Below are 20736 nucleotides of genomic sequence, written 5' to 3'. Positions count from 1 at the left end.
GCCTATTCGGAAGAATGTCAGGCAAGTTCCTTGAAGGCGACGACCTGCCATTCGCCGGAACCGACCAGGCACGCCTTGCCGCCATAGTTGGAAATGCCGCGATAGGAATGGCGCGTCGTGATGAAGGTCCGGCAGACATAGGAGCCGTTGTTCTCCTCGCGGATAGACGTTATGACGCCGGCGCTGCCCGTCGTCGTATTCGCCCAGGGAATGGACACGCTCTGGTTCATGCGGCTGAGATCCGCCGACGAGACCGCATTGCGGATCGTGGCTTCATCGGAGACGGTATCGGCCGGCGCGCGATTGGATGGATTGTCGACGGAATTTGTGGTCATCTTGCTGTCGGTCGCGTCGACGCCGAAACCCATGCAGCCGGAGAGTAGCAAAGGCACAACGGCTGCCGCAGCGAATTTCGCCACGGCCGCGACAAGGCCCTTTTGGCCGCCATAAGGCTTTGATATGTGTCGCAAACTACGCCTGCAAAACTCGGGACCTAGGATAGGGCTTAATCCACATCATGAGCGGAAATGAGTTAACAACCAGTGACTTCACCCAGGAAAACGAGCCGTATTCCCTGTTCGGCACATGGTTGAAGGAAGCGGAAGCGAGCGAGCCGAACGATCCGAACGCACTCGCGCTCGCCACCGTCGATGCCGATGGCATGCCCAATGTCCGCATGGTCCTGCTTAAAGGCTTCGATAAAGACGGTTTTGTGTTCTACACAAATTATGAGAGTCGGAAGGGCGAAGAACTCCTCGGCCAGAAGAAGGCGGCGATGGTGTTCCACTGGAAGTCGCTGCGCCGCCAGGTGCGCGTCCGCGGTGATATCGAGACCGTTTCGGATGCCGAGGCCGACGCTTATTTCGAGACCCGGGCCCGCGGCAGCCGCATCGGCGCCTGGGCTTCGAAACAATCCCGTCCGCTCGAAAGCCGCTTCGCGCTCGAGAAGGCGGTCGCCGAATACACGATCAAGTTCGGCATCGGCCATATCCCCCGCCCAGCCCACTGGTCGGGCTTCCGGCTGAAGCCCGTCTCGATCGAATTCTGGGCCGACCGGCCGTTTAGGCTGCATGATCGCATGGAGTTCACGCGGGCGGAGGAGGGTTGGGAGAAGGTGCGGATGTATCCGTAGGGTGCTCCGCCCTTTCTGATCGAGGCTATAAAAGTGCAACCATGCAGATCAGCACAAGACAAAGGATCAGAACGAAAGCGGCGAGCCAGCGTTTCCATCTTCCCCAGTGCGAGGGTATCGAGAGCAGGCCGTTCAATGTTTCCAGGAAGAGGTCAAGCATCAACGCGGCTCTCAGCCGGGGCCATTACTTCATGACTTTGAACGGAATCCCGCTCGCCAGCGCCCGCACGTAACGGCCCTTCTGATAGAGGCCGTTGAACGAAATGCGCGGCAGTGCCGTCATATCACCCAGCAAATCCGCCGTCAGCACGCCCGGCCGCGTCGTGACACCGATGCGCATGCCCATGTCACGCAGGATCTGCCGCTCGCGCACTGAGACGGAGCGGGCATCGCCGTAGGTATAGGCAAAGGCATTGGCCGTCTTGCCGGTCATCGTCGAAACCGCGGCGATGGACTCCGAGATTTCACGCCGCGCTTCGCTTTCAGGCAGCCGCGCAAGTCCGCGATGACTGACCGTGTGCGCGCCATAGGAGACGAGCGGATTGGCCGCAAGTTCGCGCAGCTCGTCAGCTCGCATCGTCAGGTCACGTGTGATCGCCAGCGGATCGATGCCGTGCTTGTGGGCTTCGGTGTCGAGTTGCTCGACGGCATAAGCCTCGTCCGCCGTGCTGACAAAATCGGTGATGCGCTGGAAGGCCGCGAGCTTCTGGGGTGGCGTCGCGGTCGGCACCGGTTCCGGGCCGAGTCCGAAATCGAAATCAATCGCCGGCGCCTTGTTGAGCAGCGCCTCCAGCGTCTCCCACCAGAGCGAATGCGTCCCGTCGATAAAGCCCTTCGTGATGAAGATGGTGAAGGGCGCGCCGTGATGCGTGAAGACCGGCGCAGCTTCTGTCTTGTTGTTGCGGTTGCCGTCATCGAGCGTGAAGCAGGCGAAAGGCTGCGCCGAACTCGACGCCAGCCGATCCGGCAGCTCCGCGAGGCGGATGAAGTCGTAGCCACGCGCCTTCAGTGTCGAGAGCGCCTCATCAAGGAAAGCTGGCGTCACTTCCAGAATATCGTTGGGATGGAACGGACGCACGAACCGCGGCCGGACATGGTGCAGCGTAAAGATCGCGCCCCGGCCCCGTGCACCTCCGGAAAGCCCGAGCCCGTCGAGCATGGCAGCGACTTCGAGCCCCGTCGTGATGATGGTGCGCTTGACGGCGGGTGAGGTGAGACTCTTGATCAGGCGCAGCATATAGCGTTCCGAGTTCGCTTCATGTGAACCCGGAACCTATCAGCGGCCTCTTAACCCTTGCTGAATGTCATATTCAGCAGGTGGTCTTTATTCGACCACCTGGAGGTCGTTGATCACGCGCCTGCCGTCGGTCTCCGTGTAGAAGACCACGACTTTCACGCCCTTCTTGAGTCCATCGAAATTGAACTCTTCCGGCGCCTGGTATTTCTTGCCGTCGTCCAGCGTCAGCGTCAGCTTGTCCTCATCGACCCCTTCGATCACCGCTTCCACGTCAGCACTTTCGGCAAAAGCGCTGAGCGGGTTCAGCAATCCGGATAGGCCCAGAAAGAGAGTGAGGATGAAGCGCATGGGTGTTCCCTGGACGTTTTTCTGTGCAACGCTTGACTTGCCCATCTCTCGCTCCTGAATGTGGCGAAATTTTCTTCGAATTTAGGTTATTCCGGCCCGAAGTGTTAACAGGAATTTGCCTTTGTTCAAGCGACCGGCGGCGTCCGTGCCCGACTGTGCACCGCCTCTTTTGCACGGATTGTTCAGCGCTTTTCCGCTTCTATTTTTCGCGAGGAGGTTCTAAGAGTGCCCGCGAGAAACAACGGGGGTTGGCCGCTGGCGGCCCGGAAATAGTCGTTCATGTCGCATAATACATTCGGACATCTCTTTCGCGTCACGACCTGGGGGGAAAGCCACGGGCCGGCGCTTGGCTGTGTGGTCGACGGCTGCCCGCCCGGCATCCGTTTCACGCTCGCCGAAATCCAGCATTGGATGGACAAGCGCAAGCCTGGCCAGTCGAGCTTCGTCACCCAGCGCCGGGAGGACGATATCGTCAAGGTTCTCTCGGGCGTGATGCCCGACGAGGATGGCGAAACGCTGATCACGACCGGCACGCCGGTCTCGATGATGATCGAGAACATGGACCAGCGCTCCAAGGACTATGGCGAGATCGCCCGCCAGTATCGTCCCGGCCATGCCGACTTCACCTATGATACCAAATACGGCATCCGCGACTATCGCGGCGGCGGCCGTTCTTCGGCCCGTGAGACCGCGGCGCGTGTCGCCGCCGGCGGCCTTGCCCGCAAGGTTATATCAGGCGTCACGGTCCGTGGTGCCCTGGTGCAGATCGGCACCCACAAGATCAACCGCAAGAACTGGAACTGGGACGAGGTGGGCAACAACCCGTTCTTCGCGCCCGATCCCGAGATCGTGCCGGTCTGGGAAGAATACCTCTCCGGCGTTCGCAAGAACGGCTCCTCGGTGGGTGCTGTGATCGAAGTCATCGCTGAAGGCGTGCCCGCAGGGCTTGGCGCACCGATCTACGGCAAGCTCGACCAGGACATTGCCTCAGGGCTGATGTCGATCAACGCCGTCAAGGGCGTCGAGATCGGCAATGGCTTCGGCGCCGCCGAAATCACCGGCGAGGAGAATGCCGACCAGATGCGCATGGGCAATGACGGCAAGCCTGTCTTCCTGTCCAACCACGCTGGCGGCATTCTTGGCGGCATCTCCACGAGCCAGCCGATCATTGCCCGCTTCGCCGTCAAGCCGACCTCGTCGATCCTGACCGAACGACTGTCGATCGACGCCGACGGCAATAATGTTTCCCTCCGCACCAAGGGCAGACATGACCCCTGTGTCGGAATCCGCGCCGTTCCTGTCGGCGAGGCGATGCTTGCCTGCATCATCGCCGATCATTATCTGCGTGACAGGGGCCAGACCGGCCGGCTCGATTAATTCAGGGGTTCAAGAATATGGCTTACGACCAGAAACGCGTCGTCGATGCGATCCGTGCCTTCGAGCGCGGCGAGATCGTCGTGGTGATGGATGACGACGGGCGTGAGAACGAAGGCGACCTGATCGTGGCTGCCGTCCACTGTACGCCGGAAAAGATGGCCTTCATCGTCCGCCATACGTCAGGCATCGTCTGCGCGCCGATGCCGCGAGAGGAGGCCAAGCGCCTGAATCTCAATGCCATGGTGGCGGAAAACGACTCCGCCCACACCACTGCCTTCACCGTCTCGGTCGATTTCAAGCACGGCACGACGACCGGCATTTCCGCCGACGACCGCACGGTCACCGTCCGCAATCTCGCCAATCCCAATGCGAGCGCTTTTGATTTCGTCCGGCCCGGCCATATCTTCCCACTTGTCTCGCGCGAGGGCGGCGTTTTGATGCGCTCCGGTCATACCGAGGCAGCCGTCGATCTTTGCCGGCTCGCGAGCCTGCCGCCGATCGGCGTGATCAGCGAACTCGTCAATGATGACGGCACGGTCAAGCGCGGCCCGCAAGTCGAAGCTTTTGCCGAAGAGCACGGCCTCCAACAGGTCACCGTTGCCGACCTCATCGCCTATCGCCAGCGCAAGGAAACGCTGATCGAGCGCGTCGCTTCGTTCACCATCGACACGCCGCAGGGCAAGGCCAAGGCGCATACCTATTCCCTGCCCTGGGATCCGATGCAGCACCTCGCCGTGGTCTTCGGCGATATCCGCGACGGCGAGGACGTCCTGGTCCGCCTTCATATGGAAAGCGTCGCAGCCGACGTGTTCGGCAGCCCGCGTCCCGTTGATCGCTTTCTCGGCCGCATCGCCGAGGAAGGCCGCGGCGTGATCATCTATCTCCGCGAAGGCTCGGTCGGCGTCGGCTCCGTCGAACACAACAGGAAGATGGGCCATGGCCGCGAAGGCCATTCCGAAGCGCAGGCGCGTGAGAGTGAGTGGCTCGAAATCGGCCTGGGCGCACAGATCCTGAAGGAGCTCGGCATCGCCTCGATCCGGTTGATGTCATCCCGCGAGCGCCACTATGTCGGCCTCGAAGGCTTCGGCATCAAGATCGCGAGCACGGAGCTCATCTGATGTTCGTCCTTCACGTCGGGCCGCACAAGACAGCGACGACCTGGCTGCAGAGGAACTTCCATCACAATGCCGCCGCGCTCGAGAAAGCCGGTTGGCTCTATCCCCAGACGGGCGAACGCGTCGCGATCGCCCATCACGATCTCTCGGACAATCAGAAGGAAATTCTGGACGAGAAAGGCCGCAAGGTCGCCCAGTTCCGCAAGATCCTCGACCGGGCGGCGGAGAAGAACCTCAACATCCTTCTCTCGTCCGAAGGTTTCGACAAATGGCGCCCGAACGCGCTGGCGAGGCTCCGCGAGTTTGTCGCGCCGCATGAACTGAAGATCGTCTACACGCTGCGCGATCCCATCTCGCTCGTCTATTCGATCTGGGCGCAGAAGGTGAAGACCGGCGGCCCGAAATCCTTCCCCGAGCACTACGACGAGCAGATCCGCAAGGCCGGCAAGTCGCGCTCGCTCGACCCGCTCTCCGACATCGACAAGTTTGCCGCGATCGAGAATTCCACGCTCTCTGTCCTGCTCTACGACGAGATCCGTCGTCAGAACCGCGATATCTTCGACGTCTTCTGCGAAGATATTTTGGGCGTTGGCACGCTGCCACACGACGATGCCGGTTCCGCCAACGACCGCGAACCGCTGGAAATCACGGAGTTCATGCGGGCCATGCTGGTGCGCATGGGTCGCTGGAAGGGCGGCGAGCGCGTCAATGTCGGCCGTGTCTTCAAGCACATGCTGCTTGAGTCGACGCGGCAAGAAATCGTCGCCGCTGTCGCCGCAGTACCGCAGGCGCGGCGCGTGATGACCGTCTCGCGTGACGACGAGGCCCTCATCAGGATGGAACGCAAGCTTCTCAAGAAATATACTCCCGCCATGGTGCCGGCACCTGGCGGCAAGCTCTTCCTCGAAGGCCCGGCAAACTGCGATTATTACGACGAGACGGTGCTTGAGTCCGACCCGAAGGTGAAGGCGCTGCTCGACGACCTGACCAGGAAATTCCGCCCCGGCGGCCTCCGCATGCGGATGGCAGGTGCAGCGCGCACGGCACTTCTTGGCTGGCGACGTCTCACCAACAGGTTCCGGTGAAGCCATGTTCGTGATCCATATCGGCCCGCGCAAGACCGCCACGACCTATCTGCAGTCCAACTTCTACCGCAATAGCAAGCAGTTGCTGGCCAAGGGCTGGGTCTATCCTGTCGTCTCGCTTCGCGCCCAGAACGCGCATCATCAGGTCGTATCGTCGAAGGAAGAGGTGCTGGCGGGCGAGGGAGCGCTGTTCAAGCGGCTCAAGCGAGCCTCCGACGATGCACTCAAGAGGAACGCCAACCTGCTGATCTCCTCGGAGGGTTTTCGCAAATGGACGCCGAAGGACTTCGTCAAGCTCGGCAAGGTGCTTGGCCAGTCCGATATCATGATCGCCTATACGCTGCGCGATCCCTTCACCATGCTGATGTCGGTCTGGGGCGAAACCGTGAAGAACGGCCGCACGCGCTCCTTCCCGGACTATGCCGCCAAGCAACTCAGGGACCCGGCCAAATCCGAGGCGCTCAATCCTCTCGCAGAGCTCGGCCCGATCCTCGATCATCCCAAGCTGCGTCTCGCAGTCCTTGACTATGAGGCGGTACGGGCTGCCAACCAGGATATCTATACCGCTTTCTGCCGCGACATTCTCGGGCTGGACGGCATGGAGCCATCCCGCGACAAGCCGAAGAATTTTTCCTTCCCGATCGAACTCACCGACTATCTCCGTGCGCTTTCGGCAAAGGTCGAGCACGATCCGAAGAAAAGCGACATGATGTTCTCGCGGCTCTTCACCGCCTGCCATGAACCTGAGGACATCGAGCGGATCGTCGCTGTGATGAAGACGGCGGGCGCGGACTTCCAGCAGGTCGTCAAACTCGATCGCGATGCTGCCTGGTATTCCGAATTGCAGGCCGATCTGGTCGCCCGGCTCGGTCCGCGCCTCCATCCGCTGCCCTCGGATGGCCGCCTGTTCGGCAGCGAGGCGATCCACGCGAAGACCTACGACATGGACCGGCTTGCGATGCAGCCGGGAATCGCCGAACTTCTCGAGGATTCGGCGAATAGATTGAAGGCGGGCCGCGTTCCCTGGACGAAATCGCCGGTCATGCGGACCTGGCGATACATTCAAAGGACCTTGGGCTTCTAGGAGAGCAGGCGGGCATGTGGGATTTCTCGATCGGGCGTACCCTCGGGCTTCTGGCGCAGACCTATCCCTTCATCCTCCTCCGCATGCTGGTCTATTTCGGCATCACCTTCGCCTATATCGTTGCGACCGGTGGAGGGGCGGCGATCGGCTATGGCGTCGGCCATGTCAGCGACGATCCGACGGCTTTCACCGTCTGGGGCGCCGTGATCGGCATCGGCGTGGTCTCGATCGCCGTCTACTGGATCCGCGAATATATCCTCTATGTCCTCAAGGCCGGTCATATCGCCGTCATGGTCGAGCTGATGCAGGGCAAGCCTTTGCCGCAAGGGCAGGGGCAGATCTCACACGCCCGCCAGGTCGTCACCGCCCGCTTCGGCGAGGCCAATGTGCTCTTCGTGCTCGACCAACTGATCAAGGGCGTCATCCGCGCCATCACCGGCCTTGTTGGCGGCGTCGCCATGATCCTGCCGATCCCCGGGCTCCAGGGGCTGTTGAGCTTCTTCAACACGATCATTCGGATGTCGCTGACCTATGTCGATGAGATCATCCTCGGCTACAACATCAAGGTCGGCGCGACCAATCCCTGGGAAACCTCCCGCCACGCCCTGGTGCTCTACGCCCAGAACGGCAAGCGCATGGTCAAGAACGCGATCTGGCTGACGCTGATGCTCTATGTGCTGGCCATCGTTATCTTCCTCGTCATGCTCGCGCCGATGGCGGCGCTGTTCTACATCATGCCTGGCCATATCGCCGGCTGGTCCTTTGTCGCCGCCATCGTCTGCGCCTGGGCCTTCAAGGCTGCGGTGCTGGAGCCTTTCGCGATCGCGGCTTTGATAGCGGTCTACTTCGAGGTCATCGAGGGCCAGGTGCCGAACCCGGAATGGGACCGCAAGCTGACCGAGGTTTCAGGAAAATTCCGGGAGCTGAAGGACAAGGCTGTGGCGGCGATGACGCCGGGGGGCGCGGTGGTGTAGTTCACCCCTCACCAAGCGCGTCTATGCATTTGACGACGTCTCATGTAGACTTGCTATCCTCTCCCACAAGGGGAGAGGTAAGTTGGCGGCACCGGCTCGCCACACGTGAAGGCCGAGAGCGTGGCACCCTACCTCTCCCCTTGTGGGAGAGGGTGAGGAACGATCCGCGAAGCGGAGCAATCGATCCAGTGAATCGATTGCAGTGACGAACAAAGCCGCGAGAAGCGAATGGCCGAAGTTGGTGAGGGGTAAATCCCCTCGCCATAGCTCAGCCCTTAAACCGCCCCTCGGTCGTCAGCGCCCGATAGGTGCTCCGCATTTCGCCACGATCCGTATAGCAACCCCGCAGATACCGATCGCCTTCGGTCGCCGAATAGGCCGCCCGGCCGTGGACGATGCGATGATTGTCGAAGACGATGCATTCCGTCGCCTCGAGGCGGAAACGCATCAGATACTTGTCCGATTGCAGCATGCGCCCGAAGCGGCAGAAGGCAGGGTAGAAGCGATCGAGGAATCCCTGATCGAGGTCGGAAATGTCGAACATGTGCTGGCTGATTGTCACGCCCGAGACTTCGCCATGCTGGTCGAGCTCGATCACCCGCTGGCGCGAGCGCATGTCGTAATGGTCGTGCTCGCAGTAATAGGCGACGTCGGTCTCCGTCAGAATCCTGAAATCCTCAGGGAATTCCTTGCGAAGATCGTTGGCCACGGCCACGCCGTCGAGAAAGAGGTTGGCGCCGCCCGAGACCGAATTTGCCCGGCAATGCAGGAACTGGATGCCCGGCGCCACGTCCTCGGCCGGCGTGTCGGTGTGCATTTCCAGCGCCTTGGCCGTATAGGCGAGGTTGGTCGGCTTGATATGCGTCCGCACGTCGAAATATTCGCCGAAGAAGGTCGGGCGGATATGGCCGATCAGCCGCGCGAGATCGTCGAGGCCCTGGTTGGAATCCGGCATTTCGGTGATGATGGCGACGCCTTCCACCAGCATCGCCTCGACCCACTTTGCCACCAGCACCTTGTCCTTCAGCAGTTCCGGCTGGGGGAAACGGGCGATTGCAGGGTAATGATCGGAATACCAGGCGCGGCGCGGCAGGTCTGCCGGATCGGGACGTGGCGTGCCCCTGCTGTATTTTGCCAGGAAGGCAAGCGCATGCCGGGTCACATGGCCGGTGCCGGCCCATTCGATTGTCAGCGCACCATCGGCAATCTCGACACGCCCCGGGCGCGGCGCCTCAACTTCGTGGAAAATGTCGAAGGTCCGCTCGCGCGTCTGGCTGTCGAACGAGGTCGGGCAATTGTCGCGCAGCCAGTAATAGTTGAAGTAGGCCGTGGTGCCGTCGAGCAGCGGCACGTCCATGCCGTTTTCCCTGAGCCTGATGCTCTGCGTGAGGCTGATGTCCATTTTTTGATCCTGCGATGACTAATATTTATGCGATTGGCTCTTGGCGAGATTCGACCGCCTGATGCGCTGAGATTAGTGGCTTCGCAGCTTTCCATGAAGGCTGGAAACACTTATAGTAAGATAACTCATGGATTATATTGATGCCACCAGCCCTGCCGCCGCTCCGCCTCTTGACAGTCTTTGAAGCCGTCATCCGCTGTGGCAGCGTCCAGCGTGCGGCGGCGGAACTGAATGTCACGCAGCCAGCCGTCAGTCAGTCGCTGCGGCAGCTCGAAGAGCATGTCGGCACACGCCTCCTCGACCGCTCGACGCGACCGGCGATGCGAACGGAAGCCGGCCGTATTCTCGAAAGCGCGGTGACGGAGGGTCTTGGCCGCATCGCCGACGCCATCGACCATATCGGCCGTATGCAGGCAAACGAGGAATCGAAGACGATCGCCTGCTCTGTCGGTGTCGCCACCTACTGGCTGATGCCGCGCCTTGCCCGCTTCTCCGCCGAGCATCCGCTGGCGTCAGTCAACGTCATGACCACCCAGCAAGGCGCGCCGCGGCTCAATCCGGCGGTCGATCTGGCAATCCGCTATGGCGATGGCAAGTGGACGGATGGCATGGTGGAAAAGCTGTTTGACGAGCGCGTCGTGCCGGTCTGCAGCGCCGCCTATCGCGATCGGATGGCAGTGGAGGGCGTCACCCTGGATCGCACGTCGCTGCTGCACGTCAATGCCGACGACCCTGCCTGGATCGGCTGGCCGATCTATCTCAAGAGCCTGAGACTATCGGAAAGCCGGGCGCCGAGCCGCCGCTTCACCAATTATGTGCAGGCAACACAGGCCGCGCTCGACGGGCAGGGCGTGATGCTGGGCTGGGAGTCGATCACTGGGGACCTGGTTCGCGACGGACGCTTGGTCGAGCTTGACACGATCCCGCTCGTGCCCTCAGACGCTTTCTACCTGGTATCAACGACGGCCATCGTCGAACGGCCAGCCGCGCGATTGCTTGGCGACTGGCTGCTCGGCCGAATGTGAGCGTCAGGCCCTTGTGCCGCCGACGGTCACGTCGTTCATGCGAAGATGCGGCTGGCCGACGCCGACGGGCACCCACTGGCCGCCCTTGCCGCAATTGCCGATGCCGGTATCGAGCTTGGTGTCGTTGCCGATCATGGTGATCCGCTTCATCGCATCCGGCCCGTTGCCGATCAGCATGGCGCCCTTGACCGGTCGGCCGATCTTGCCGTTCTCGATCATATAGGCCTCGGTGCAGGAGAAGACGAATTTGCCGGAGGTGATATCGACCTGGCCGCCGCCGAAAGACACGGCATAGAGACCCTTCTTGACCGAGGAAATGATCTCTTCGGGCGTCTTATCGCCCGACAGCATGTAGGTGTTGGTCATGCGGGGCATCGGCACATGGGCATAGGATTGCCGGCGACCGTTGCCTGTCGGCTTCATGCCCATCAGCCGCGCATTCTGCCGATCCTGCATGTAGCCGACCAGCTTGCCGTTCTCGATTAGCACATTGTAGCCCGCGGCCGTGCCCTCGTCGTCGATGGTGAGCGAGCCGCGCAATCCATCAATCGTGCCATCGTCGACGACAGTGACACCAGGTGCCGCCACCATCTCGCCCATCAGGCCCGCGAATGCAGAGGTCTTCTTTCGATTGAAGTCGCCTTCCAGACCATGGCCCACCGCCTCATGCAGCATCACGCCCGGCCAGCCGTTGCCGAGCACGACATCCATCGTACCCGCCGGGGCATCATCGGCGGAGAGATTGACCAGCGCCTGCCGCAGCGCCTCGTCCGCGCCGTGCTTCCAGCTTTCCTCGGTGAGAATTTCGGAGAACGCCCTGCGGCCGCCGAAACCGTAGGAGCCGGTTTCCTGTTTCGAGCCTTCACCGGTCACGACGGAGAAGTTGATGCGTGTCATCGGCCGGACGTCCCGCATCCTGCTGCCGTCGGCGCGGATGATCTCGATCGTCTCCCAGGAGGCGGCGATGGACGCCGTGACCTGCCGCACTTTGGAATCGGCCGCACGGAGATAGCTGTCGATCTCGGTCAGCAGCGCGACCTTTTCCTCGAAGCTCGGCGCGCCGATCGGATTTTCATCGCCATAGCGCTTGGAATTGGTACGGGCAGGGGCGGCGGCATAGCTGCCGGAATAACCGCGGGTGACGGCGGTCACCGCTTCGCCGGCACGCTTCAGCGCGCCCTCGGACATTTCACCGGAATGGGCATAGCCGACGGCTTCGCCAGCCACCGCGCGCAGGCCAAAACCCTGGTCGGTATTGAAGCTGCCGCCCTTGAGGCGGCCATTGTCGAAGGTCAGCGATTCCGACTGCGAATATTCGAGATAGAGCTCGCCGTCATCGGCGCCCTGGAGCGTATCGGAAACGAAGGACTCGACCGCCGCTTCGCTGATGTCGAAATTGGAAAGAAGGTCGGTTTTCAAGGCGATCGTCCTGATTTGTTTGATACCATGTATGCCCGCGGAGGGGGCGAGGCAAGTGCATCGCCTCTTGCGTCGGGCGGGCGGCGGTAATACCTTATGGAAAACAGGTATTACCGGAGCAAGTTATGGCAACGACGGTGACTGCAAAGGGCCAGGTAACAATTCCGAAGGCTGTGCGCGAGTTTCTCGGGATCGGACCTGGGAGCAAGGTGGATTTCAAGCGGGCGGCGGATGGCAGCATCGTCCTGGTAGCGGCTAACGATGCTAAGCCTCGGAACCCATTTGAGCGATTTCTTGGACACGCTCGAGGCGGGCTTACTTCCGACGAGATCATGGCCATGACCCGCGGGGAAGAATGATTCTCGTCGACAGCAATATTCTTCTCGACGTCATAAAGGACGACCCTGTTTGGGCGAGATGGTCCATGTCGAGACTGCAGAGCGCGTTGCTGGAAGGCCCGCTTGCGATCAATCCAGTGATTTACTCCGAACTGGCCGTCGGATATCCGACAATCGAGGATTTGGAGGAGTTCATCGCCGGAACAAGTCTGAAAATGATCGAAATCCCGAGGCCTGGATTGTTTCTCGCAGGCCAGGCGTTCTCAGCATATCGTCGTGCCGGTGGAACTCGTACAGGGGTTCTGCCAGACTTTTTCATCGGTGCACACGCCGCAGCCCTAGGAATTCCTGTCCTTACTCGCGACGTAGGGCGGTATAGGACATATTTCCCTGGCGTCGAACTTATCTCGCCCACGGACTTCGACTAGTCAGGGCAGCGCCTCATACCCCTCGCGGAAGCCGTTGAGGTCCACGGGGATGCCGACGCCTTCCTCAGGTGACTGGAAGACGATGAAGGTGGCAGTCTTGCCGGCGAGCAGCACTTTCAGCGTCTGCTCGTCATCCTTCACCTTGGTGTCGTCGAGCACGACTTCCGAATAGCAGCCGTCGGAGAAGCAGCGCACGAAATAGGCCTTGCCGATATCGTTGCCATCGACATTGAGGCCGAGGCCGTTCGGAAGCAGCACGCCGAGCGGTGCGAGCACGCGCAGGATCGTCGCCTTGCGATCGGCTGTCTTGAGAATCACGACGGAAAGGCCGACCTCGGGCCGGTCGTCGGCGATCACGTTCTGCATCAGTGCGCATTGTTCGCCATTGGCGCCCGCCGGCGTATCGCAGACGATCGACCAGGCGCCGTGGTTGGACTTCACCACGCCGGGCTGCTGTGCCTTCTGCTCCGTCTGGGTTTGTGCGGAAGCCGGGAGGCTTACGGCCGAGACGACGAGGGTTGCGGCGACTGCACGCAAAAGACTACGAAAAACCATCAAAACCTCGGCTTCGAATCATCGACCGCTATCATAGTTGCGGCATGGCACCGCGCCAGCGGCATTTTCGGTCCGCCACGCTGCTCCCACATCATTCTGGCCATGGGGCCTTGCGCCGCCCTGACCGTGCAGGTCTCTGTCCACACTCTGCTTGAATAGCAGCAGTGAGGCAAAAACGCGGCAACTCGTTGACTGCAAAGTGGAATTAGCGCTGGCCTCGGGCTCGCCGGTAAAGTAGAGTCGAAGGGCTTGAAATTGCGCAAAAATGCCGCATGAAACCGAAGCGCAGCCTGTTGCGGCTGGCGGCAAACTATGGTTTTAAGAGGGCCTTATTGCAGGGATTCTGCGTGTTAGGTTTGACCCTGATCAAACACTTGGGGAGAATATTCGTGAACAACAAAGCTCTTGCGGCGCTGGCCATCTGTTCGGGCCTTCTGTCTGCGACAAGCGCTCTCGCCGACCAGCCGTATCCGTGGCAGCTCGATCTTCAGGCGGCCGCAACGAGCCTGGCGGAAGAAGCGCGCTGGTTCAACCACTATACGCTGTGGTTCATTGTTCCGATTACGCTGCTCGTGCTTGCCCTTCTTGTGATCGTTGCCATCCGCTTCCGCAAGTCGGCCAATCCGGTTCCGTCCAAGACCAGCCACAACACGCTGATCGAGATCATCTGGACGGTCGGCCCGGTCGTCATCCTGCTGTTTTTCGCGGTTCCCTCGTTCCAGATCCTGACGAACCAGCTCACCCAGCCGGAGAAGCCGGACATTACGATGAAGGCCATCGCCACGCAGTGGAAGTGGTCCTACGAATATACGTCGGTTGAGAATGGCCCGGCCTTCGACTCGCTGATCCTGGAAGACAAGGATCGCGCCGGCCTCGGCAAGGAAGACAAGGCCAAGTATCCGCGCCTGCTTGCCGTCGACAACGAGATGGTGCTGCCGGTCGGCAAGGTCGTCCGTCTCATCGTCACCGCCGATCCGGAAGACGTCATCCACGCCTTTGCCATGCAGTCCTTCGGCGTCAAGATCGACGCAGTGCCGGGCCGCATGAACGAGACCTGGTTCAAGCCGGACCGCGAAGGTCTCTATTACGGCCAGTGTTCGGAATTGTGCGGCAAGGACCATGCGTTCATGCCGATCGCCATCCGTGTGGTTTCTGAAGACAAGTACAAGGCCTGGCTCACAGCCGCGGCGACCGACGTGACCGGCGCCAACAAGGCCCTGATGGCCGCCGTCGATGGTCCCAAGACCGTCGATGTCGCTGGCAATTGATACTCTAAGGAAAGCGACCACAATGGCTGGACATTCCTCCCCCGACTTTCATGGCGTGCACGATGCTCACGACGAGCATCATCATCACAAGCCCGGTTTCGCTGCGCGTTGGCTCTTTTCGACCAACCACAAGGACATCGGCACCCTCTACCTTATCTTCGCGATCTTCGCGGGCGTCGTCGGCGGCTTCTTGTCGCTGATGATGCGCATGGAGCTCCAGGAGCCCGGCATCCAGATCTTCCACGGTCTGGCCCAGATGGTCTATGGTCTCGAGGAAGGTGCTGCGCTCGACGCCGGCAAGAACATGTTCAACGTGTTCACCACCGCGCATGCGCTGATCATGATCTTCTTCATGGTCATGCCGGCGCTGATCGGCGGTTTCGCCAACTGGATGGTGCCGATCATGATCGGCGCGCCTGACATGGCCTTCCCGCGGATGAACAACATCTCGTTCTGGCTCATCCCGCCTGCCTTTATGCTGCTGCTGCTTTCGATGTTCACCCCCGGCATGGCCGGCGGTTTCGGCGTCGGCGGCGGCTGGACGCTCTATCCGCCACTATCGACCACCGGCTCGCAGGGTGCGTCGGTCGATCTGGCGATCCTCTCGATCCATATCGCCGGCGCGTCGTCGATCCTCGGTGCGATCAACTTCATCACCACGATCCTCAACATGCGCGCCCCCGGCATGACCATCCACAAGATGCCGCTTTTCGCCTGGTCCGTGCTGATCACCGCCTTCCTGCTGCTGCTGTCGCTGCCGGTGCTTGCTGGTGCCATCACCATGCTGCTGACCGACCGCAACTTCGGCACGACCTTCTTCTCGCCATCGGGCGGTGGCGACCCGATCCTGTTCCAGCATCTGTTCTGGTTCTTCGGTCACCCTGAAGTCTACATCCTGATCCTGCCGGGCTTCGGCATCATCAGCCACATCGTCTCGACCTTCTCGAAGAAGCCGGTTTTCGGCTATCTCGGCATGGCCTATGCGATGGCGGCAATCGGCGGCGTCGGCTTCATCGTCTGGGCGCACCACATGTACACGGTCGGCATGTCGCTGCAGGCGCAGCGCTACTTCGTGTTCGCCACCATGGTCATCGCCGTTCCGACGGGCGTGAAGATCTTCTCGTGGATCGCCACCATGTGGGGCGGCTCGCTTGATTTCCGCACGCCGATGCTCTGGGCGATCGGCTTCATCTTCCTGTTCACCGTGGGCGGCGTCACCGGCGTCCAGCTCGCCAATGCCGGCCTCGACCGCGTGCTGCACGACACCTATTTCGTCGTCGCGCATTTCCACTACGTGCTCTCGCTCGGCGCCGTCTTTGCCATCTTCGCGGCCTGGTACTACTGGTTCCCGAAGATGAGCGGCTACATGTACAACGAGTTCCTCGGCAAGCTGCATTTCTGGATCATGTTCGTCGGCGTGAACCTGGTCTTCTTCCCGCAGCATTTCCTCGGCCTCGCCGGCATGCCGCGCCGCTATGTCGACTATCCGGATGCCTTTGCCGGGTGGAACTACGTGTCCTCGATCGGCTCCTACATCTCGATGGTCGGCGTGCTGGTGTTCTTCGTCGGCATCGTCGAAGCCTTCATGAAGAAGCGCGTCGCGGGCGACAATCCGTGGGGCGAGGGTGCCGATACACTCGAATGGCAGCTCTCTTCTCCGCCGCCCTACCACCAGTGGGAACAGCTTCCGCGCATCAAGTAAGCGCTGAAAACCGGAAACCGCCTTCGGGCGGTTTCTCCCTTGAGACGAGAGTGCTGATTTCATGGCCTTGATTGAAAGCGAAGCAAACGTGGCGGTGACCGAGCCGGTCCGGATCTCGGAAGCGACGTTCCGCGACTATTTCGAACTGCTCAAGCCGCGCGTGATGTCGCTCGTCATCTTCACGGCTTTTGCGGGCATGGTCGTGGCCCCCGGCCATATCCACCCCGTGATCGGCTTCATCGCGATCCTCTGCATTGCCGTCGGCGCGGGCGCGTCCGGCGCGCTCAACATGTGGTATGACGCCGACATCGACGCGGTGATGACCCGCACGTCGAGCCGTCCCATCCCGTCGGGTCGCATCCTGCCCGGCGAGGCGCTCGCCTTCGGCATCACGCTTTCGGGCTTCTCGGTCGTCGTTCTCGGCCTCGCTGTCAATGCGCTGGCGGCCGGCCTGCTCGCCTTCACCATCTTCTTCTATGCCGTCATCTACACGATGTGGCTCAAGCGCTGGACGCCGCAGAATATCGTCATCGGCGGCGCCGCTGGCGCCTTCCCACCGATGATCGGCTGGGCCGCCGTTACCGGTGGCGTGTCGATCGAAAGCATCACGCTCTTCCTGATCACCTTCCTCTGGACGCCGGCCCACTTCTGGGCGCTCGCTCTGTTCAAGATGCGCGACTACGCTGCCGTCGGCGTGCCGATGCTGCCGAATGTCTCGGGCGAGAAGGTCACCAAGGACCAGATCCTGATCTATGCCGTGCTGACCGCTGCCGCGGGTGTCGCGCCGGCCTTTCTCGGTTTCGCCTCGCTCGCCTATGGCGTCGTCGCCGGTATTCTCGGCGCTGCCTTCATCTGGTTCTCGGTGCTCTGTCGCCGGATGCCGGACGGAGACGCCAGTATGGTGCCGGCCAAGAAGCTCTTCGCATTCTCGATGCTTTATCTCTTCGCGGTGTTCTCCTCTCTTATTGTCGACCACTACGCTGTTCTCGCGTGGTCCGGCATGAAGGGAGGCCTCTGATATGGTCGAAAAGATCGATCTGACCGACGCCCAGCGCAAGTCGCGCCGCAATCGCAACGTCGCGATCGCTGTCGCGCTTGGTGCGCTCGTGGTTCTTTTCTACGCCGTAACGATCATCAAGATGGTTCCGGGAGCAACGCATTGAGCACCCCGGCCACGCATGCTGCCAAGAACGACCGGCGCAACGCGAGCGTCATGGTCGCGTGCGGCGTGTTTGTTGCCGCCATGCTCGGCATGGCCTTTGCCGCGGTGCCGCTCTACGACATGTTCTGCCGCGTGACGGGTTACAACGGCACGACCATGCGCGTCGAACAGGCCTCGTCGGTGATCCTCGACAAGAAGATCCGTGTCGAGCTCGACACCAATATGGCGTCCGAACTGAGCTGGGACTTCAAGGCAATCGATCGCTTCGTCGAGCCGAAGATCGGTGAGACGGTGCAGGTCAATTTCCGCATCGCCAATCCATTCAACGAGACGCAGGCCGGCCGGGCCGTGTTCAACGTCACGCCGATGGCCGCTGGGGCCTATTTCAACAAGCTCGAATGCTTCTGCTTCACTGATCTCACGCTCAAGCCCGGCGAGACGAGGGACATGCCTGTCGTCTTCTTCGTCGATCCTGACATCGTGAACCAGCCGGAGACGAAGGATCTCAAAGTCATCACGCTGTCCTATACCTTTTATCCGAGTGACAAGCCCAAGCCTGTCTCGGTAATCAAGGCGGACGGCAAGTCAAAGAATCTGTAGTTCGGCTGGGCGGCCGGGGGTCGCGCAGCGGAGTTAATAGCCGGGGATGAGACATGGCCAGTGCTGAAGGCAAACAACACGACTATCACATTATCGATCCGAGCCCGTGGCCGATCCTGAGCTCGATCGGGGCTTTCGTGCTCATGTTCGGCGCGGTGTGCTACATGCGCTGGCTGCAGGGTGCCGAGTTCATGCTCTTCGGCGCCGATCTGGCCGCGGTCTTCAAGTTCTGGCTCTTTGCCATCGGCCTGATCATCACGCTCTACTCCATGGGTGCATGGTGGGCGGACACGATCAAGGAGGGCAATGAAGGCCATCATACCCGGGTGGTCTCGCTGCACCTCCGCTACGGCATGATCATGTTCATCGCCTCTGAGGTCATGTTCTTCGTCGCCTGGTTCTGGGCCTTCTTCGACGCCAGCCTCTATTCGAGCGAAGCCATCCAGGCCAGCCGCGTCGAATTTCTCGGTGGCCAGTGGCCGCCGAAGGGTCTCGAAGTCCTCGATCCCTGGCACCTGCCGCTCTATAACACCATCATTCTGCTCCTGTCCGGGACGACCGTGACCTGGGCGCACCACGCACTGCTGCACAATGATCGCAAGGCCGTGGTCCAGGGCCTGGTGCTCACGGTTGCGCTCGGCGTGCTCTTCAGCGCCGTGCAGGCCTACGAGTACATTCACGCTCCCTTCGGCTTCAAGGACTCGATCTACGGCGCGACCTTCTTCATGGCGACCGGTTTCCACGGTTTCCACGTCTTGGTCGGCACGATCTTCCTCACGGTCTGCCTGATCCGCGCGGCCACCGGCGGCTTCACGCCCGAAAGGCATTTCGGCTTCGAGGCAGCTGCCTGGTACTGGCACTTCGTCGACGTCGTCTGGCTGTTCCTGTTTTTCTCCATCTATATCTGGGGTGGCTGGGGTGCGCCGCTCGCCCATGGCTAAGCCTGGACAGGCATGAAATACATGCGGGCGGCCGAGATCGGGCCGCCCGTTTCATTTTGGATTCAGGAGTGTGACATGGACGAGATTCACGGCGAGGACAGCGCCAAGGGTGGCCGCTACACAACAGGCGAGCAGGGCCAGGAAGCGATTATGACCTTCTCGCGCGCATCCCCGCGCCTGATCATCATCGACCACACAGAGGTTCCCGACATCTATCGCGGCCAGGGCGTCGGCGCCAAGCTTGCCGCCCATGCCGTCGAGGAAGCCCGCAAGGGCGGCTGGAAGATCATCCCGCTCTGCCCCTTCTTCAAGTCGCAGGTCGAGCGGCATCCGGACTGGAACGACGTGATCAGCCGCTGATGTCGCATTTCCTTCCGAGAAGGGATCGGCTAACAGTGATTCATGACCGAAGCACCTGACAGCGAAGACAAAGCCCTCTTCTCCCCCGTAGATCCTGTTCGCGCAGGCCTCACCTGCACTTGTCCGCGTTGCGGCCAGGGCAAGCTGTTCGACGGGCTGATCAAGGTGCGGCCCCAATGCCGCAGTTGCGGGCTCGATTATTCCTTCGCCGATGCCGGAGACGGTCCGTCGGTCTTCGTCATCCTGATCATCGGCTTCGTCGTGGTCGGCCTCGCGCTCTGGACGGAGGTCAACTACAATCCTCCGATCTGGCTGCATTTCCTTCTCTGGATCCCGCTCACCATCGGCCTCTGCCTCTGGCTGCTTCGCGTGCTCAAGGCGTTGCTGATCGCTCTGCAGTATCGCAACAATGCCCGTCAGGGCGAGATCGACCGTGGCTGAACTCGGCCGCCGTGCCGGTCCTGGTCTCATTGTCGCGATCGGCGTCGTGCTCGTCATCCTGCTGTCGCTCGGCACATGGCAGCTCTACCGGCTGCAGTGGAAAGAGCACCTGCTCGCGGAGATCGAGGCGCGCCGTCATGCGCCGCCGGCCACGCTGGCCGAGGTCGAGGAAAAGGCGAAGGCCGGAACCGACGTCGACTATCTTCCGGTGACGGTATCCGGGTCGTTCGAACATGCGCACGAGCAATATTTCTTCGCCACCAACGAGGGCGACGTCGGCTACCACGTCTACACCCCGCTCGTTCTCGCCGACGGGCGGATCGTCTTCGTCAATCGCGGCTTCGTTCCCGAGGCGCTGAAGGACCCGGCCAGGCGCACCCAAGGACAGACCGTCGGCACGGCGACCATGACCGGCCTCGCCCGCGCCAGGCTCGATGCCAAGCCCTCCTGGGCCGTGCCGGACAACGAGCCGGCCAAACAGCTCTATTTCTGGAAGGACCTCGACGCGATGGCCGCCAATGTGGCCGTGCCGCAAGGCAAGCTCGTGCCCTTCTTCGTCGATGCCGACGCCACCCCCAATCAGGGCGGCTGGCCCAGAGGCGGCGTCACCCAGCTCGACCTGCCAAACAATCATCTGAGCTACGCCTTCACTTGGTATGGGCTGGCCGCCGTTCTGCTGGTGGTTTCCGTGCTGGCATTCCGCCGGAAGGCGCGATAGAGAAAGCCAGTATCAGGGACTCCTC

At 61.2% G+C, this 20736-nt stretch carries 24 protein-coding genes; 18 read left to right on the top strand and 6 right to left on the bottom strand.

The window, feature by feature from the left end:
* Positions 1 to 17: 17 nt before the first annotated feature.
* Positions 18 to 470 carry an RT0821/Lpp0805 family surface protein gene (locus AC2YI2_RS00240; protein WP_487384404.1) on the bottom strand — a complete coding sequence of 151 codons (453 nt, stop codon included), beginning with the start codon at positions 468 to 470 and terminating at the stop codon, positions 18 to 20.
* Positions 471 to 517: 47 nt separating this feature from the next.
* Between AC2YI2_RS00240 and pdxH the strand changes: the two genes are divergently transcribed.
* On the top strand, positions 518 to 1132 hold the full coding sequence (pdxH, locus tag AC2YI2_RS00235) for a pyridoxamine 5'-phosphate oxidase (protein ID WP_487384403.1): 615 nt from the start codon (positions 518 to 520) through the stop codon (positions 1130 to 1132).
* 184 nt (positions 1133 to 1316) lie between these two features.
* Here the strand turns inward: pdxH and AC2YI2_RS00230 are convergent, their stop codons facing one another.
* Together AC2YI2_RS00230 and AC2YI2_RS00225 are read right to left on the bottom strand one after the other, a co-directional pair.
* Positions 1317 to 2369: a polysaccharide deacetylase family protein gene (locus tag AC2YI2_RS00230; RefSeq protein WP_487384402.1), complete on the bottom strand. Its 1053-nt coding sequence runs from the start codon at positions 2367 to 2369 to the stop codon at positions 1317 to 1319.
* Between the two features lie 87 nt (positions 2370 to 2456).
* Positions 2457 to 2717, bottom strand: coding sequence for a DUF1344 domain-containing protein (locus AC2YI2_RS00225; protein WP_487385265.1), 261 nt, complete (start codon positions 2715 to 2717; stop codon positions 2457 to 2459).
* Positions 2718 to 2996: 279 nt separating this feature from the next.
* On the opposite strand from AC2YI2_RS00225, the gene aroC reads away from it, so the two are divergent.
* The 5 genes from aroC to AC2YI2_RS00200 are packed head-to-tail and all read left to right on the top strand — an operon-like array spanning position 2997 to position 8352.
* Complete coding sequence (gene aroC / locus AC2YI2_RS00220; RefSeq protein ID WP_487384401.1) at positions 2997 to 4094, top strand: chorismate synthase; 1098 nt, start codon at positions 2997 to 2999, stop codon at positions 4092 to 4094.
* Positions 4095 to 4111: 17 nt separating this feature from the next.
* Entirely contained in the window at positions 4112 to 5212 is a 1101-nt protein-coding gene (gene ribB, locus AC2YI2_RS00215) for a 3,4-dihydroxy-2-butanone-4-phosphate synthase (RefSeq protein WP_487384400.1), read from the top strand.
* Complete coding sequence (locus AC2YI2_RS00210) at positions 5212 to 6294, top strand: hypothetical protein (RefSeq protein ID WP_487384399.1); 1083 nt, start codon at positions 5212 to 5214, stop codon at positions 6292 to 6294. Before ribB ends, AC2YI2_RS00210 begins: the two co-directional genes overlap by 1 nt.
* Positions 6295 to 6298: 4 nt before the next feature.
* Positions 6299 to 7378, top strand: coding sequence for a hypothetical protein (locus AC2YI2_RS00205; RefSeq protein ID WP_487384398.1), 1080 nt, complete (start codon positions 6299 to 6301; stop codon positions 7376 to 7378).
* 14 nt (positions 7379 to 7392) lie between these two features.
* Entirely contained in the window at positions 7393 to 8352 is a 960-nt protein-coding gene (locus AC2YI2_RS00200; protein WP_487384397.1) for a hypothetical protein, read from the top strand.
* A gap of 268 nt (positions 8353 to 8620) precedes the next feature.
* Here AC2YI2_RS00200 and AC2YI2_RS00195 read toward each other — a convergent pair whose 3' ends face one another.
* Positions 8621 to 9754, bottom strand: coding sequence for a TauD/TfdA family dioxygenase (locus AC2YI2_RS00195; protein WP_487384396.1), 1134 nt, complete (start codon positions 9752 to 9754; stop codon positions 8621 to 8623).
* A gap of 140 nt (positions 9755 to 9894) precedes the next feature.
* On the opposite strand from AC2YI2_RS00195, the gene AC2YI2_RS00190 reads away from it, so the two are divergent.
* Positions 9895 to 10779, top strand: a complete 885-nt coding sequence (locus AC2YI2_RS00190) for a LysR substrate-binding domain-containing protein (protein ID WP_487384395.1) — start codon at positions 9895 to 9897, stop codon at positions 10777 to 10779.
* Positions 10780 to 10782: 3 nt separating this feature from the next.
* Here AC2YI2_RS00190 and tldD read toward each other — a convergent pair whose 3' ends face one another.
* Complete coding sequence (gene tldD, locus AC2YI2_RS00185) at positions 10783 to 12198, bottom strand: metalloprotease TldD (RefSeq protein WP_487384394.1); 1416 nt, start codon at positions 12196 to 12198, stop codon at positions 10783 to 10785.
* A gap of 125 nt (positions 12199 to 12323) precedes the next feature.
* Between tldD and AC2YI2_RS00180 the strand changes: the two genes are divergently transcribed.
* Together AC2YI2_RS00180 and AC2YI2_RS00175 are read left to right on the top strand one after the other, a co-directional pair.
* Entirely contained in the window at positions 12324 to 12557 is a 234-nt protein-coding gene (locus tag AC2YI2_RS00180) for an AbrB/MazE/SpoVT family DNA-binding domain-containing protein (protein WP_487384393.1), read from the top strand.
* Entirely contained in the window at positions 12554 to 12964 is a 411-nt protein-coding gene (locus tag AC2YI2_RS00175) for a type II toxin-antitoxin system VapC family toxin (protein ID WP_487384392.1), read from the top strand. Before AC2YI2_RS00180 ends, AC2YI2_RS00175 begins: the two co-directional genes overlap by 4 nt.
* On the opposite strand, the gene AC2YI2_RS00170 is transcribed toward AC2YI2_RS00175, so the two are convergent.
* Positions 12965 to 13519 carry an invasion associated locus B family protein gene (locus AC2YI2_RS00170; RefSeq protein WP_487384391.1) on the bottom strand — a complete coding sequence of 185 codons (555 nt, stop codon included), beginning with the start codon at positions 13517 to 13519 and terminating at the stop codon, positions 12965 to 12967.
* 389 nt (positions 13520 to 13908) lie between these two features.
* Between AC2YI2_RS00170 and coxB the strand changes: the two genes are divergently transcribed.
* From coxB to AC2YI2_RS00125, 9 genes are all read left to right on the top strand, one after another.
* Positions 13909 to 14787: a cytochrome c oxidase subunit II gene (gene coxB / locus AC2YI2_RS00165; protein ID WP_487384390.1), complete on the top strand. Its 879-nt coding sequence runs from the start codon at positions 13909 to 13911 to the stop codon at positions 14785 to 14787.
* 22 nt (positions 14788 to 14809) lie between these two features.
* On the top strand, positions 14810 to 16489 hold the full coding sequence (ctaD, locus tag AC2YI2_RS00160) for a cytochrome c oxidase subunit I (protein WP_487384389.1): 1680 nt from the start codon (positions 14810 to 14812) through the stop codon (positions 16487 to 16489).
* Positions 16490 to 16550: 61 nt separating this feature from the next.
* Positions 16551 to 17507, top strand: a complete 957-nt coding sequence (locus AC2YI2_RS00155) for a heme o synthase (RefSeq protein WP_487384388.1) — start codon at positions 16551 to 16553, stop codon at positions 17505 to 17507.
* A gap of 1 nt (position 17508) precedes the next feature.
* Positions 17509 to 17652: a hypothetical protein gene (locus AC2YI2_RS00150; RefSeq protein ID WP_487384387.1), complete on the top strand. Its 144-nt coding sequence runs from the start codon at positions 17509 to 17511 to the stop codon at positions 17650 to 17652.
* Entirely contained in the window at positions 17649 to 18251 is a 603-nt protein-coding gene (locus tag AC2YI2_RS00145; RefSeq protein ID WP_487384386.1) for a cytochrome c oxidase assembly protein, read from the top strand. Before AC2YI2_RS00150 ends, AC2YI2_RS00145 begins: the two co-directional genes overlap by 4 nt.
* A 53-nt stretch (positions 18252 to 18304) precedes the next feature.
* Positions 18305 to 19192: a cytochrome c oxidase subunit 3 gene (locus AC2YI2_RS00140; protein ID WP_487384385.1), complete on the top strand. Its 888-nt coding sequence runs from the start codon at positions 18305 to 18307 to the stop codon at positions 19190 to 19192.
* A 75-nt stretch (positions 19193 to 19267) separates the two neighbouring features.
* Entirely contained in the window at positions 19268 to 19552 is a 285-nt protein-coding gene (locus AC2YI2_RS00135) for a GNAT family N-acetyltransferase (RefSeq protein WP_487384384.1), read from the top strand.
* Positions 19553 to 19594: 42 nt separating this feature from the next.
* The gene (locus AC2YI2_RS00130; protein WP_487384383.1) at positions 19595 to 19993 is read left to right on the top strand and encodes a DUF983 domain-containing protein; all 399 of its coding nucleotides are present in this window, start codon (positions 19595 to 19597) and stop codon (positions 19991 to 19993) included.
* Positions 19962 to 20711: an SURF1 family protein gene (locus AC2YI2_RS00125; RefSeq protein ID WP_487384382.1), complete on the top strand. Its 750-nt coding sequence runs from the start codon at positions 19962 to 19964 to the stop codon at positions 20709 to 20711. Before AC2YI2_RS00130 ends, AC2YI2_RS00125 begins: the two co-directional genes overlap by 32 nt.
* Positions 20712 to 20736: the final 25 nt, after the last annotated feature.

The organism is Rhizobium sp. SRI_017 (assembly GCF_057586295.1).
This window is presented reverse-complemented; position numbering and strand designations above follow the sequence as displayed.